At 72.6% G+C, this 13,771-nt stretch carries 14 protein-coding genes; 9 read left to right on the top strand and 5 right to left on the bottom strand.

Annotated elements, in window-relative coordinates:
* Window positions 1–69: 69 nt before the first annotated feature.
* Window positions 70–915 carry a universal stress protein gene (locus BM339_RS34630; protein ID WP_075023604.1) on the bottom strand — a complete coding sequence of 282 codons (846 nt, stop codon included), beginning with the start codon at window positions 913–915 and terminating at the stop codon, window positions 70–72.
* Window positions 916–1,122: 207 nt separating this feature from the next.
* Between BM339_RS34630 and BM339_RS34625 the strand changes: the two genes are divergently transcribed.
* A complete protein-coding gene (locus tag BM339_RS34625; RefSeq protein ID WP_075023603.1) occupies window positions 1,123–1,491 on the top strand; it encodes an STAS domain-containing protein in 369 nt (122 codons plus the stop codon).
* Between the two features lie 20 nt (window positions 1,492–1,511).
* Window positions 1,512–2,630, top strand: a complete 1,119-nt coding sequence (locus BM339_RS34620) for a class I tRNA ligase family protein (RefSeq protein ID WP_075023602.1) — start codon at window positions 1,512–1,514, stop codon at window positions 2,628–2,630.
* A gap of 32 nt (window positions 2,631–2,662) precedes the next feature.
* On the opposite strand, the gene BM339_RS34615 is transcribed toward BM339_RS34620, so the two are convergent.
* Genes BM339_RS34615 through galU form a run of 4 tightly spaced genes read right to left on the bottom strand, consistent with a single transcriptional unit; the run spans window position 2,663 to window position 5,776 of the window.
* Window positions 2,663–3,130, bottom strand: coding sequence for a MogA/MoaB family molybdenum cofactor biosynthesis protein (locus tag BM339_RS34615; RefSeq protein WP_033331257.1), 468 nt, complete (start codon window positions 3,128–3,130; stop codon window positions 2,663–2,665).
* An 8-nt stretch (window positions 3,131–3,138) separates the two neighbouring features.
* Window positions 3,139–3,618, bottom strand: a complete 480-nt coding sequence (moaC, locus tag BM339_RS34610) for a cyclic pyranopterin monophosphate synthase MoaC (protein ID WP_021594939.1) — start codon at window positions 3,616–3,618, stop codon at window positions 3,139–3,141.
* Window positions 3,615–4,823: a molybdotransferase-like divisome protein Glp gene (gene glp / locus BM339_RS34605; RefSeq protein ID WP_075023601.1), complete on the bottom strand. Its 1,209-nt coding sequence runs from the start codon at window positions 4,821–4,823 to the stop codon at window positions 3,615–3,617. Before glp ends, moaC begins: the two co-directional genes overlap by 4 nt.
* A 26-nt stretch (window positions 4,824–4,849) precedes the next feature.
* Entirely contained in the window at window positions 4,850–5,776 is a 927-nt protein-coding gene (gene galU / locus BM339_RS34600) for a UTP--glucose-1-phosphate uridylyltransferase GalU (RefSeq protein ID WP_075023600.1), read from the bottom strand.
* A 33-nt stretch (window positions 5,777–5,809) separates the two neighbouring features.
* Between galU and BM339_RS34595 the strand changes: the two genes are divergently transcribed.
* The 7 genes from BM339_RS34595 (at window position 5,810) to BM339_RS34565 (ending at window position 13,693) form a co-directional block, all read left to right on the top strand.
* Window positions 5,810–6,391, top strand: a complete 582-nt coding sequence (locus BM339_RS34595) for a 5-formyltetrahydrofolate cyclo-ligase (RefSeq protein ID WP_021594942.1) — start codon at window positions 5,810–5,812, stop codon at window positions 6,389–6,391.
* A gap of 73 nt (window positions 6,392–6,464) precedes the next feature.
* Window positions 6,465–7,454 (top strand): NAD(P)-dependent oxidoreductase, encoded by a 990-nt coding sequence (locus BM339_RS34590; RefSeq protein ID WP_021594943.1) that lies wholly within the window; start codon window positions 6,465–6,467, stop codon window positions 7,452–7,454.
* 103 nt (window positions 7,455–7,557) lie between these two features.
* Window positions 7,558–9,042: a potassium/proton antiporter gene (locus BM339_RS34585; protein WP_075023599.1), complete on the top strand. Its 1,485-nt coding sequence runs from the start codon at window positions 7,558–7,560 to the stop codon at window positions 9,040–9,042.
* A gap of 157 nt (window positions 9,043–9,199) precedes the next feature.
* A complete protein-coding gene (locus BM339_RS34580) occupies window positions 9,200–9,580 on the top strand; it encodes an FmdB family zinc ribbon protein (RefSeq protein ID WP_075023598.1) in 381 nt (126 codons plus the stop codon).
* 364 nt (window positions 9,581–9,944) lie between these two features.
* Entirely contained in the window at window positions 9,945–12,071 is a 2,127-nt protein-coding gene (locus BM339_RS34575) for an MMPL family transporter (protein ID WP_075023597.1), read from the top strand.
* A gap of 183 nt (window positions 12,072–12,254) precedes the next feature.
* Window positions 12,255–13,082 carry an S-methyl-5'-thioadenosine phosphorylase gene (locus BM339_RS34570; protein ID WP_075023596.1) on the top strand — a complete coding sequence of 276 codons (828 nt, stop codon included), beginning with the start codon at window positions 12,255–12,257 and terminating at the stop codon, window positions 13,080–13,082.
* Entirely contained in the window at window positions 13,079–13,693 is a 615-nt protein-coding gene (locus tag BM339_RS34565; RefSeq protein WP_024934983.1) for an RcpC/CpaB family pilus assembly protein, read from the top strand. Before BM339_RS34570 ends, BM339_RS34565 begins: the two co-directional genes overlap by 4 nt.
* Window positions 13,694–13,771 lie beyond the last annotated feature (78 nt).

The following is a 13,771-nucleotide window of genomic DNA, read 5'->3' as shown; positions in this document are numbered from 1 at the left end:
CGCCGTTCGACACCTCGCGGGAAAAGATTCGGCGTACTCGTCCGCACGGGCTCCTGGCCGGCGGCGGGCTCAGCGGGACGGGATGACCGCGACGGGGCACTCCGCGTGGTGGATGACTCCGTGGGTCGTCGAGCCGAGCTGCGGTGGGGGCCACCGGTCGTGGGCGCCGACCACCAGCAGGCGGGCGTCGCGGGAGGCGTTGGACAGCGCGATGACCGGGTGTTCCAGGACGATCTCGTCGACGACGTCCACGTGGGGGTACTTGTCCCGCAGGGGCCTGTAGGCGGCGATGAGCTGGTTGCGCAGGTCCAGCTCGATCTGCTCGGCGTCGATGACGTAGCCGGCCTCGATCAGGGTCGCGAACGTCTGCCAGGCGTGGACGACGCGGAGCCGGGCCCCGTGGACGGCGGCGGCGTCGAAGGCGTAGTCGAGCACCTGGTCCACGTCCCGCAGCAGGTCGATCCCCACGATGACCTCGCCGCGGTCCGCGGCGTCGCCACGGACGATCACGACCGGGACGGCGGAGCGCCCGGCCATCTTCAGGCTCGTCGATCCCAGCAGCAGGCTGGCGAAGCCGCCCCGGCCGCGGCTGCCCAGCACCAGCTCGAACGCGTTCTCCGACTGCTCCCGCAGGGCCTTGGACGTCTCCTCGGCGACCAGCGCGGTGGTCGCCACCAGGTCCGGCCACCGCTCGTGCACGTGCTCGACCGCGGCGACGAGGACCGCGTGCCCCGCCTGGGTCGTCTGCTCGACGATCTCCGGTGGCGCGAACAGCGGGGCCTTGTAGGGCCAGCTCTCGACGGCGTGGACGATGTGCAGAGGGCGCCTGCGCAGGACGGCGTCCGCGGCGGCCCAGTCGAGGGCGCGGTCCGACGCCTCGGACCCGTCGGTGGCGACGACGATCGTCTCGGACATCGCGATCCCCTTCTCGTCACTCTCGGTTCATTTCGCGTTACCGCGCGGGATTGATGTGCTCTAGGCGGTGTTCCCGCTGACCAGGACTTTGGCACGCGACGACCGGGACCTTGGTCCCTGTCCACCGAGCGGACGGCAGCGGAGTCTTGAAGGGTGTCCAATGGAGGAACCACAACAAACACCCACACCGTCCTACAAAACACCCCTGTGCAGTTCACAGCGCGGGGCAGGCACGATGGCGCAGGCGCGACACGTGTCACGATCGCGGGGGAACTGGACATCGCCACCGCCGCCGATTTCGGGATCGAGCTGGCCCGGCTGATCGACGACCGGGGGCCGCACGTCCTGATCGACACGTCGGCGCTGACCTTCTGCGACGCGCGAGGCCTGGCCGCGATCGCCGCCGCCGAAGGACTGGCGCGCCGCCGGGGAGGTACGGTCACGTTGACCGGCGTCCGTCCGCAGCTCGCGAAGATCCTGCGCGCCGCCCGCCTTGAGCGGCTGGCCCGTGCCCACACGGCAGCCCGTCCGCGGCGGCCCGCGCTGGAGGCGGTTGCCGCTGATCGGCGCCTTTGACCACACCGAAGAGGGCACTCATGGAGCGCAACGCACCGGACCGCACCCTGAAGATCGGCGGCCGCCGGCTCCCGGTCGTCGGACCCGCCCGGATGTACGTCTGCGGGATCACCCCGTACGACGCGACCCATCTCGGGCACGCCCGCACCTTCGTCTGGGCCGACGTGGCCGCCCGCGTCCTGCGCCATGCGGGTGGCGACGTGCGCGTGTGCCGCAACGTCACCGACGTCGACGACGTCCTGAACCAGGCCGCGCACCGCGCCGGCAGCCCGTACGACAGCTTCGCCGCCGTCCAGCAGTTCTATTTCGAACGCGACCTCGACGCCCTCGGCGTCCACCCCGTCGATCACCAGCCGCGCGCGCACAACCATGTCGTGGAGGTGGTCGCGCTCGCCCAGGGCCTCATCGCGTCCGATCACGCCTACGTCCGCGACGGCGCGGTCTACTTCCGCGGCGCCGACGTCCCGCGGCGGGCCGGACTCGACGCCGACCGGGCGCATGCCCTGCTGGCCGAATACGGTGACGCGCCCGACGACCCCGCGAAGGAGCACCCGTTCGACGTCGCCGTCTGGCGGCCCTCGCGATCGGGTGAGCCCGCCTGGCCCAGCCCGTGGGGCACGGGACGCCCCGGCTGGCACGCCGAATGCACCGCGATGGCCATGACGACCTTCGGCCCCGCTCTGGATCTGCACTCCGGCGGCACCGACCTGCGTTTCCCGCACCACGCCTACGAGGCCGCGATGGCCGAGGCGCTGACCGGGGTGCGCCCGTTCTCCCGGGCCTGGCTGCACGTCGGGATGGTCTGCCGGGACGGGGTCAAGATGGCCAAGTCCACCGGCAACCTGGTGCTGGTGTCGGACCTGATCCACGACCACGCGGCCTCGGCCGTCCGGCTCATGCTCCTCACCGAGCCGTGGGCGGACGAATGGGACTACACGCCCGGCGATCTCGACCGTGCCGCGGCCGACCTGGACCGCCTCCATCAGGCGGCCGGGCGCCGCCGCTCCTCCCCCGCGGCCGAGGCGGCGGTGACCCGGGCACTCCTCGACGAGCTCGACCTGCGCACCGCGCTCGGCGTCGCGGAGCAGGAGGGCGGACGCACCGCACGGCACGTCATGCGGGTCCTTGCCCTCGGCTGAGCCTTCGCCGGCGCTGGCGGGCACCCGGGCGCCTACTGGCGCGGGTGGTCGCCGCCGGCGATCTGGTCGACGGCGTGGGCCAGGACGCGGCCGAGGACGGTCATGCCGTCGCGGACGCCGCCGGTGGAGCCCGGCAGGTTGACGATGAGGGTGCGGCCCGCGACGCCGGCGAGGCCGCGGGACAGGATCGCGGCGGGGACCTTCTCGCGGCCCTCCAGCCGGATCGCCTCGGCGATGCCCGGGATCTCCCATTCGAGGACCCGGCGGGTCATCTCGGGGGTCTCGTCGGTCGGGGTGAGGCCGGTCCCGCCGGACGTGACGACGACGTCGTAGCCCTGGGCGACCGCGTCCCACAGCACGTCCGCGACCGCGTCGCCGTCCGGGATGACGACGGGGCCGTCCACGCGGCAGCCGAGGTCCTCCAGCATCTCGACCAGCACGGGCCCGGACCTGTCCTCGTACACGCCCGCGGCGGCCCGGTTCGACACGGTGACCGCCATCGCCCTGATCACCGGCGCCACACCCCGGTCTTGCCGCCGGTCTTCTCCTCGACCCGCACATCGGTGATCACCGCGGCGGGGTCGACGGCCTTGACCATGTCGACCAGCGCGAGCGCGGCGACGCCGACGGAGGTGAGCGCCTCCATCTCGACGCCGGTGCGGTCGGCGGTGCGGGTGACGGCGGTGATCGCGACGCCGTCGTCCCGGACCTCCAGGTCGACGGTGACGCCGTGCAGCGCGATCGGGTGGCACAGCGGGACGAGGTCGGGGACGCGCTTGGCCCCCATGATCCCGGCGACGCGGGCGACGGACAGGGCGTCGCCCTTGGGGATGCCGCCCGCGCGCAGCAGGGCGACGCACTCGGCGGAGAGCCGGACGAAGCCCGTCGCCGTCGCCGTCCGCGCCGAGACGTCCTTCGACGACACGTCGACCATGCGGGCCGATCCCTTGTCGTCCAGGTGGGTGAACTCGGGACCCGTGGAATTCACGACGGCAACCTCATCACCTCGACGTGCGAACCGGCCGGCACGGCCTCCGCGTCCTCCGGCAGGACGATGAGCGCGTTCGCGGAGGAGAGGGAGGCGAGCTGATGCGAGCCCTGCGTCTCCGCGGCCGTGACGATGTAGCCCTGCTCGTACGTCAGCCTGCCGCGCACGAAATGGCGGAGCCCGGCGGGCGAGGCGACGTCCTCGGCGAGGACGGCCCTCACGGTCGGGAGCGGTTCGGGAGGCAGCCCCTGCATCGCCAGCAGGGCGGGACGCACGAACACCTGGAACGAGACGTACGCGCTCACCGGATTGCCCGGAAGCGTGAAGACCGGCGTGTTTTCGAGGAGGCCGAACCCCTGCGGCTTGCCGGGACGCATGCGCACCTTGTGGAAGCCCACCGTGCCCGTACCGGTGAGGACCTCCTTGACGACGTCCCTGGTGCCCATGGAGACGCCGCCGGTGGTGACCACGGCGTCGGCCCTCACGAGCTGGTCGTGGAGCATCTCCAGGACCTTGGCGGGCTCGTCCTCCACCGTGGCCTGCCGGTAGCCCACCCCGCCCGCCTCGACCACGGCGGCGGTGAGCATGAAGCTGTTCGACTCCCAGATCTGGCCGGGCGCGAGCGAACCGCTGCCCGGCTCGCGCAGTTCGTCACCGGTGGCGACGACCACGATGCGCGGCTTCGGGCGGACCGTCACCCGGGCCCGTCCCACCGCCGCGATCATGCCGATCTGGGGCGCGGTGAGCCGGATGCCGGCGTCCGCGACGACCTGCCCGGCGACGACGTCCTCCCCCGCGCGGCGGATGTAGTTGCCGGACGGCGCGGCGCGCGAGATCCGGACGGTGGCGTTGCCGCCGTCCGTCCACTCGACGGGGACGACCGCGTCGGCGCCCGCCGGCAGCGGCGCGCCCGTCATGATCCGGGCGGTCAGCCCCGGCCGGATCGCCGCCACGCCCGAGTCGCCCGCGACGATGTCGCCGACGACGGGCAGCGCGACCGGATCGGCCTCGGTGGCCGCCGCGATGTCGGCCGCGACGACGGCGTAGCCGTCCATCGCGGAGTTGTCGAACGGCGGCAGCGGCACCGGCGCGGTCACGGGCTCGGCGAGCACCGCGCCCTGCGCCTCCAGCAGCGCCATGTCGAGCGGCGGCAGTTCCGTGACGCTGCCGAGGATCTCCGCCAGATGCTCGTCGACCGTTCTCATCTCCACGCCCCCAGTCTGGCGTGCCGTCACGGGTTCTTCGCGCCGCCCACGCCGTCCTGTCGCTGGACGAACTCGCGCAGCCACGGGAGGAACTCGGGCGCCAGATCAGGACGTTCCGCAGCGAACTGGACGACCGTCCGCAGGTACTCCAGCTTGTTGCCGGTGTCGTAGCGGCGGCCCCGGAACTTCACCCCGAAGACGCCTCCGCCCTGGTCGGCGGGCATGTCGGCGAGGGTGCGCAGCGCGTCGGTCAGCTGGATCTCGCCGCCGCGCCCCGGCGGGGTCTTCTCCAGGACGTCGAACACCGCGGGGTCGCAGACGTACCGGCCGATGATGATCCAGTTGCTCGGCGCCTCCTCGGCGGCGGGCTTCTCGACGAGGTCGGAGATGCGCACGACGTCCTCCTCGGAGGTCGCCTCGATGGCCGCGCAGCCGTACGCCGAGACCTGGTCGGGCTCGACCTCCATCAGCGCGATCACGCTGCCGCCGTACCGGGCGCGGACCTCGATCATCCGCCGCAGCAGCTTGTCGCGGGCGTCGATCATGTCGTCGCCGAGCAGCACCGCGAACGGCTCGTGGCCGACGTGCTGGCGGGCGCAGTGCACCGCGTGCCCGAGGCCCTTGGGCTCGCCCTGCCGGACGTAGTGCATGATCGCCAGGTCGCTGGACTCGTGCACGGCGTCCAGGCGCTCGTCGTCGCCCTTCGCGCGGAGCGCCTCCTCCAGCTCGTACGCCCGGTCGAAGTGGTCCTCGATCGACCGTTTGCTGCGTCCGGTGACCATGAGGACGTCGGAGAGTCCGGCGTCCACCGCTTCCTCGACGACGTACTGGATCGCCGGTTTGTCGACGATCGGCAGCATTTCCTTGGGAGTCGCCTTGGTCGCGGGCAAGAATCGGGTACCGAGGCCGGCCGCGGGGACGACCGCCTTGAGCACTGGTGCAGAGTCGGCCATGTACAGACCCTAGTCATCCGCGAGGACCTCAGCGTGCACGACATCGATTCGAAGAACGGCCTGCGGGCCGAACTGCTCGGCCGACGTGCGGCGATGCCGCCCGAACAGCGCGCGGCGGCGGCGCGGCCGATCCGCGACGCGCTGCTGGAGGTCCCGGAACTGGAGATGGCCGGGACCGTCGCGGCATACGTGTCGATCGGCACCGAACCGGACACCCGCAGCCTGCTGTTCGCGCTGTGGAAGCGCGGCACGTACGTGCTGCTCCCCCGCCTGCTCCCGGACGGCGACCTCGACTGGGCGTCCTACGAGGGGCCGGACTCGCTCGTCCCCGGGGCGCGCGGGTGCCTGGAGCCCTCCGAGCCGCCGCGCGGTCCCGGGGCCGTGGCCAGCGCGGACGTCGTGCTGGTGCCCGCGGTGGCCGTCGACCGGACGGGCCTGCGCCTCGGGCGCGGCGGCGGCTCCTACGACCGGGCGCTGGCGCGGGTCGGCCCGGCGATCCTGACCGTGGCGCTGCTGTACGACGGCGAGCTGGTGCCCCGCCTGCCCGCCGAGCCGCACGACCAGCGCGTCCGGGCCGCGGTGACGCCGTCCGGGGGGCTGGTCCGGCTGCCGTGACCTGCTCGTAGAGTGAGGGAGGCAAGATCGCGGGCGGGGCCGCGGTCGCGGACGGCCTGACAGGAGGTTCGAGATGACGGCGCCGTGGCGGATCCTCTCCCTGCCCCCGATCGCGGAGGAGATCGTCCGCGGCCTGTTCGCCCCGCTGGGCGACGCCGCCGAGGTGGTGTTCCCCGAGTCCAGGGACCGCGCCGCCCTCCTCGCCGCGCTCCCGGGCGCCGACATCGTGATCGGCGACTTCGCCGGCCGGCTGGCGCTGGACGCCGAGGCCGTGGCCGCCGCGCGCCGGGTGTCGTTCGTCCAGATGCCCGCCGTCGGGACCGACAGCATCGACGTCGCCGCGCTGGCCGCCGCGGGCGTGCCGGTGGCGAACGCGGCCGGCTTCAACGCGCGGGGGGTCGCCGAATGGGCGGTCGGCGCGGCGTTCGCGCTGTGCCGCGGCCTGGCCTGGGGCGACCGGGCCATGCGCGCGGGCGGGTGGCCGCAGATGGAGATGGCCGGGCGCCGCCCTCGCGAGATCCACGCGCAGCGCGTCGGCATCGTGGGGTACGGCGCGATCGGCGCCGAGGCGGCGCGGCTGTTCACCGCGCTGGGCTGCGCCGTCTCGTACTGGACGCGGCGGAAGCGCGCCGAGGCGGTGGCCGCGTACCGCGAGCTGGACGACCTCCTCGCGACGTCCGACATCCTCGTCCTGGCCCTGCCGCTGACGGACGAGACCAGGGGGCTCGTAGGCCCGGACCGTCTCGCCCTCCTGCCCGACAAGGCGCTGCTGGTGAACGTGGGGCGCGGAGGGATCGCGCCCGACGACGCGGTCCTGGCCGCTCTGGACTCGGGACGCCTGGCGGGGGCGGCCCTGGACGTGTTCGACGAGGAGCCCCTCCCGCAGGGGCATCCGCTGCGCTCCCACGAGGACGTGCTCCTGTCGCCGCACGCCGCCGGGACGTCCGTCCAGTCCCAGTTCGCACTGGTCGCGATGGTGCAGGACAACGTCACCGCGGCCATCCAGGGACGAAACGTGCAGAACGTGGTCAACGGGGTAAATCCGCAGGTCAAACGCCGTTAACCACGCTCCGCGCCACGCCATCCCTCAACCTTAAATATGCGATTTGCCGGTGAATCTGTAGGATTCCTAAACGATCAACTTTGACGACCCCGAAGGGTGGGATGTGCACCTCGACATCTGGCTACTCCTCGGGGCCACGCTCGTACTCAGCGCCATCATCGCGGTCAGGCTGTCCCACAGGGCGGGACTGCCGACCCTGCTGGCGTACATGGGCCTCGGCCTTTTCATCGGCGAGTCCGGCCCCCTCCACATCCACTTCGACAACGCGGAACTGGCCGAGACGCTCGGCTTCGCCGCCCTCGTCCTGATCCTTGCCGAAGGCGGCATCACCACCAGCTGGCGGCACGTCCGGCCCTCGGTACCCGCCGCGGTCAGCGTCTCCACCCTCGGCACCCTGATCAGCATCGTGGTGGTGGCCCTCGCCGCCATGTGGATCCTCGGGATGGACTGGCGCCCCGCGTTCCTGCTGGCCGCGGTGCTCGCGCCGACCGACGCGGCGGCCGTGTTCTCGGTGCTGCGGCGGCTGCCGCTGCCGTCCCGGCTGACCGGCCTGCTGGAGGCCGAGTCCGGCTTCAACGACGCGCCCGTCGTCATCATCGTGATCGCGCTCAGCGCCCACAACGGCGCGCCCAACCTCGCCGAGCTGCTCGGCGTGATGGTGTACGAGCTGGTCGCGGGCGCCATCATGGGCGTCGCCATCGGCTGGCTGGGCGCGCAGGCCCTGCGCCGCATCGCGCTGCCCGCGTCGGGCCTCTACCCCATCGCCGTCATGTCGCTGGCGATCGTCGCCTACGGGGCCACCTCGCTGCTCCACGCCAGCGGGTTCCTCGCCGTCTACGTCAGCGCGCTCGTCCTCGGGAACTCGCGGCTCCCGCACCGCCCGGCGACCCGCGGCTTCGCCGAGGGCGTCGGCTGGCTCGCGCAGATCGGGCTGTTCGTGATGCTCGGCCTGCTGGCCGACCCCGGCGACCTCCCCGCGCAGATCCTGCCGGCGCTCGTGGTCGGCTTCGTGCTGCTGCTCATCGCCCGGCCGGTGTCGGTCGTGCTGTCCACGATCGGGTTCAGGCTGACGTGGGGCGAGAAGCTCTTCGCGTCCTGGGCCGGCCTGCGGGGCGCCGTCCCGATCGTCCTCGCCACCATCCCGATGGTGGCGGAGGTCGAGCACGCCGACCGGCTGTTCGCGATCGTCTTCAACATCGTCGTCGTGTTCACCCTTCTCCAGGGGCCGACGCTGCCGCTGGTGGCGCGCTGGTGCCGGCTCAGGAGCGACGAGCAGACCCGCGAGCTCGGCGTCGAGGCGGCGCCGCTTGAGGAACTGCACGCCGACCTGCTGGAGGTCCGGATCCCCGCCGACTCGCTGCTGAGCGGCGTGGAGATCTTCGAGCTGCGGCTGCCTCCCGGCGCGTCGGTCACGCTCATCGTGCGGGACGGGACGAGCTTCGTCCCCGAGCCCTCCACCCCCTTGCAGGCGGGTGACACGCTCCTGGTCGTGACCACCGCCGCCGTGCGCGAGACCACGGAGCGGCGGCTGCGCGCGGTCAGCCGTAAGGGCAGGCTGGCGGGCTGGTTCGGCGAGACGGGGGCCTGAACGGGCGCTCGGGCCGTGCGGGACGGCCGGGACACACCCCGGGACGGCCAGGGAACATCCCCGGGACGAATCCTGTTCGAGACACCGGTACCATTAGCAGTCGTTCAGAGTGAGTGCCAGTCCGGTCTCGGCCGGGTTGCGTCAGCTAGGAGGAACCGTGCCGACGTATCAGTACGTTTGCACCGAGTGCGGCGAGCCTCTGGAGGTCGTGCAGAAGTTCAGCGACGACGCGCTGACCGAATGCCCGGCGTGCACCGGCAGGCTCCGCAAGGTCTTCTCCGCGGCGGGGATCATCTTCAAGGGGTCGGGCTTCTACCGCACCGACAGCCGCGGCTCCGGCAAGTCGTCCTCGACCGCCGGGGCGTCCGCGAACGGCTCGTCCAACGGCTCCTCGGGCGGCGACTCGGGCGGCGACTCGGGCGGCGACTCCGCCAAGTCGGACTCGTCCTCGTCGTCCTCCGACTCCTCCGCGTCGTCGTCTGGAGGCGCCTCGTCCTCCAGCACGTCGTCCTCCTCCTCGTCCGAGAAGGTCGCCTGACCTTCCCGCTTCCCGGTTCCCGTACACCCGGTTCCCGTACGCCGGGTTCCCGTACGCCCACCGGGGGATCCGTTCGAGGATCCCCCGGCTTCCGTGGTGCTGACGCCGCCGCCTACATCTTCCGGTGTAGACGGCGGCTTTCTTGTGACCCGAAGGGGGTAGCCGGGTTCCCTCCTCTCGCTGGAGGCGCGAGAGGTGCGGTTTCGCGACCATTGAGGTGATGGGAGACGACCCGGGGGCCCTCACGGTTCTCTCCTCGAGATTTCGCGATAGTACTTGACATGTCTCGGGAGTCGAGAAATTCTGAGCAGACGCGACATATCTCGACTTCCCGATATCGCCCGGTGCACACAGGAGAGGAACCATGAGCGCACCTAGCCCGGCTCCCCCCAGGCCACGGTCACACCGCCTGGCCGGACTGATCGCCGGACGGCGTACCAAATGGGCCGTCCTTGCCCTGTGGGTCGTCCTGCTGGCCGCCCTCGGCCCCCTCGCCGGCAAGCTCGGCGACGTCGAGGAGAACGACGCGGCGGCCTGGCTGCCGTCCGGCGCCGAATCGACCCAGGTCGTGGAGCTGGAGGAACAGTTCCGCAAGGACGAGACGATGCTCGCCGTCGTCGTCTACGAGCGGTCCGGCGGCATCACCCCGGCGGACAAGGCGAAGGCCTCCTCGGACGCCGCCGCCTTCCAGAAGCTGCCGGGCGCCCAGCAGGTTCAGGGCCCGTTCCCGTCCAAGGACGGCAAGGCCCTCCAGACGCTGGTGCCGCTGACGGACGTCGACCTGATCGCCGCGGTCGACGACGCGCGTGACCTCGCCGACCGCGGACCTCCTGGCCTGACCTCCCACGTCACCGGCCCCGCCGGCGGCGGCGCCGACCAGTTCAAGGTCTTCGAGAGCCTCGACGGCTTCCTGCTCATGGCCGCCGGCCTCGTCGTCATCGTCCTGTTGCTCTTCATCTACCGCAGCCCCATCCTCTGGTTCGTCCCGGTACTGAGCGCCGTCTTCGCCCTGGGCCTCGCCCAGTCGACGGTGTACCTGCTCGCCAAGTACGCGGACCTCACCGTCAACGGGCAGAGCGCCGGCATCCTGACCGTCCTCGTCTTCGGCGTCGCCACCGACTACGCGCTGCTGCTCGTCGCCCGCTACCGGGAGGAACTGCACCGGCACGAGGACCGGCACGAGGCCATGGCCTACGCGCTGCACCGCGCCGCGCCCGCCATCATCGCCTCCGCCGCCACCGTCGCCGTCGGGCTGCTGTGCCTGCTGCTCGCCGAGATGAACTCCACCGCGGGCATGGGGCCCGTGGCCGCCGCGGGCGTCATCACCGCCCTCGCCGCCATGACGACCCTCCTGCCGGCCCTCCTCGTCATCTTCGGCCGCTGGCTGTTCTGGCCGCTGATCCCCCGGTACGACGAGAAGTACCTCGAACCCGAGTCCTACGAGGCCGAGCACGGTGTGTGGAACCGCGTGGCCGGCCTGGTCGGCAGGCGCCCGCGCGTGATCTGGGCCGCGAGCATGCTCGGCCTGATCGTCCTCACGCTCGGCCTCACCTCGCTGAAGGCGGACGGCATCTCGGACGCGGGCCAGTTCACCGGCAAGCCCGACTCGGTGAAGGGCTCCGAGGTCGTCGCGCGCCACTACCCCGCCGGATCGGGCGCCCCAGCCGTCGTCATCGGCAAGGCCGCCGCCTCCGAACAGCTCGCGCAGACCGTCCGCGGGACGGCGGGCATCGCCGAAGTCAGCCCGCCGGTCACCGCGAACGGCCTGGTCAAGTACGAGGCGACGCTGAAGGACGCGGCCGACAGCGAGGCCGCGCGCGACACCATCGACCGGCTGCGGACCGCGGCGCACGGAGTCCCGTCCGCGGAGGCCAAGGTCGGCGGCATGACCGCGACCCAGCTCGACATCAAGCGCGCCTCCACCCGCGACAACAAGGTGATCATCCCGATCGTGCTGGCCGTGGTGTTCCTGATCCTCATCGCGCTGCTGCGCGCCGTCGTGGCGCCGCTGCTGATGATGGGCACCGTGGTGCTGTCGTTCCTCGCCTCGCTCGGCGCCTGCGCGGTGATCTTCGAGCACGGCTTCGGTTTCGAGGGGACCGACTCGGGCTTCCCGCTGCTGGCCTTCATCTTCCTGGTCGCGCTGGGCGTCGACTACAACATCTTCCTGATGCACCGCGTCCGGGAGGAGTCGCAGTCCCTCGGCACCCGCCGCGGCATCCAGCGGGGCCTCACCGTCACCGGCGGCGTGATCACCTCGGCCGGGCTGGTCCTGGCGGCCACGTTCGCCTCCATGGTCACGCTTCCGCTGACGTTCATGGTCGAGATGGGCTTCGCGGTGGCGTTCGGCGTCCTGCTCGACACGCTCGTCGTCCGGTCGCTGCTGCTGCCCGCCCTGTCGTACGACATCGGGCGGCGGATCTGGACGCCGGGACGGCTCGCCAAGGAGGCGCCCGCGAACGAGCCCAAGGTGCTCGATCCCGTCGGCTGACGCACCGCAGGCCCCCGGCTCCGGCCGGGACGGGGAAGGGAAGGGGTCCGGCTCCGCGCCGGGCCCCTTCGCCGTCTCCCTTCGCCGTCTCCCTTCGCCGTCTCCCTTCGCCGTCCCCCGGAGTTATCCACAATCGGCGGACGGGCTGCTGGGGGCGGCCCCCGGGTGGCTAGTGTCGGCGGCATGTCCACTCAGCCTTCTGCCTCCCAGCCCGCCGCCGAGATCGGGGTCATCGGCGGCTCCGGGTTCTACTCCTTCCTCGACGACATCGAGGAGGTGCGGGTCGAGACCCCCTACGGCCCGCCGAGCGACCCCATCGCGATCGGCGAGCTGGCGGGCCGCCGCGTCGCGTTCGTCCCCCGGCACGGCCGCGACCACCGGTTCCCTCCGCACCGGATCCCCTACCGGGCCAACATTTGGGCGCTGCGCGCCCTCGGCGTCCGGCAGGTGCTGGCGCCGTGCGCGGTCGGGTCCCTCACCCCCGAGTACGGGCCCGGCACGCTCGCCGTCCCCGACCAGCTCGCCGACCGGACGTCCGGCCGCGAGCAGACCTACTACGACGAGGGCGCCGCCGTCCACGTCTCGTTCGCCGACCCGTACTGCCCGGCGGGGCGCCGCGCCGCCGTGGCGTCCGCGCGGGCGTCGGGGTGGGATCCGGTCGACCGCGGCACGCTCGTCGTCATCGAGGGCCCCCGGTTCTCCACCCGGGCCGAGTCGCAGTGGTTCGCGTCCCAGGGCTGGACGCTGATCGGGATGACCGGCCACCCCGAGGCGGTCCTCGCCCGCGAACTGGCGCTCTGCTACACCTCCCTCTGCCTCGTCACCGACCTCGACGCGGGCATCGAGGAGGGCGAGGGCGTCACGATGGAGGAGGTGCTCCGCGTCTTCGGCGAGAACATCGACCGGCTCCGCGGCCTCGTCGCCGACGTCGTGAAGGCGCTGCCCGCCGAGCGCTCCTGCCCCTGCCCCGACGTCCTGGACGGCATCAAGCTCCCGCTAGAACTGCCGTGAGCGTCCGCTCGGCCCGGCTGCGGCGACCACTGGCGGCCCTGTTCGCCGCGGCCGCCGCCGGGCTGGCCCTCACGGCGCTGCGTCCCGGGCCGCCGCCGTCCGTCCGGGTCCTCGGCGCCGCCCGCGACCTCCCCGCCGGGAAGGCGCTCACCGCGTCCGACCTGCGGCCGGTCGCGCTTCCGCCGGGCGCCGTCCCGGCCGGCGCCCTCCGCTCCGGCGGTGCCGGGCGCGTCCTCGCCGGCCCCATGCGCGAGGGCGAGCCCCTCACCGACGCCCGCGTCGTCGGCGACGGGCTGCTGCGCGGCCAGGGTCCCGGCACGGTCGCCACCCCGGTCCGCATGGCCGACGCCGGCGCCGTCCGGCTCCTGCGGCCCGGCGACCGCATCGACGTCCTGACCGTCCCGTCCGGCTCCGCGGAACCGGACGGCACAGAGCGGTGGGGGCGCGAGGCGCGCGTCGTGGTGTCCGGCGTGCCGGTCGTCGCGGTGCCGAGACCGGACGACCGCGGCGGCCAGGAGGGAGCGCTGGTGGTGCTGGCCACCGACCGGGCCCAGGCCGTCACGCTCGCGGGCGCCGGCGCTCCCCTGGCGCTCACGATCACCGGGCACTGACCCCCGCGCCCCGGCTTGGCGAATCCGGCACCTCTTCATTACGATCCGTAGCCGTTCCGGCGCCCCACCAGCCAGGGG

The organism is Actinomadura madurae (genome assembly GCF_900115095.1).
In the GTDB taxonomy this organism is placed as follows: Bacteria; Actinomycetota; Actinomycetes; order Streptosporangiales; family Streptosporangiaceae; genus Spirillospora; species Spirillospora madurae.
The sequence above is the reverse complement of the archived record's forward strand: the minus strand, read 5'-3'. Positions and strand labels throughout refer to the sequence as shown.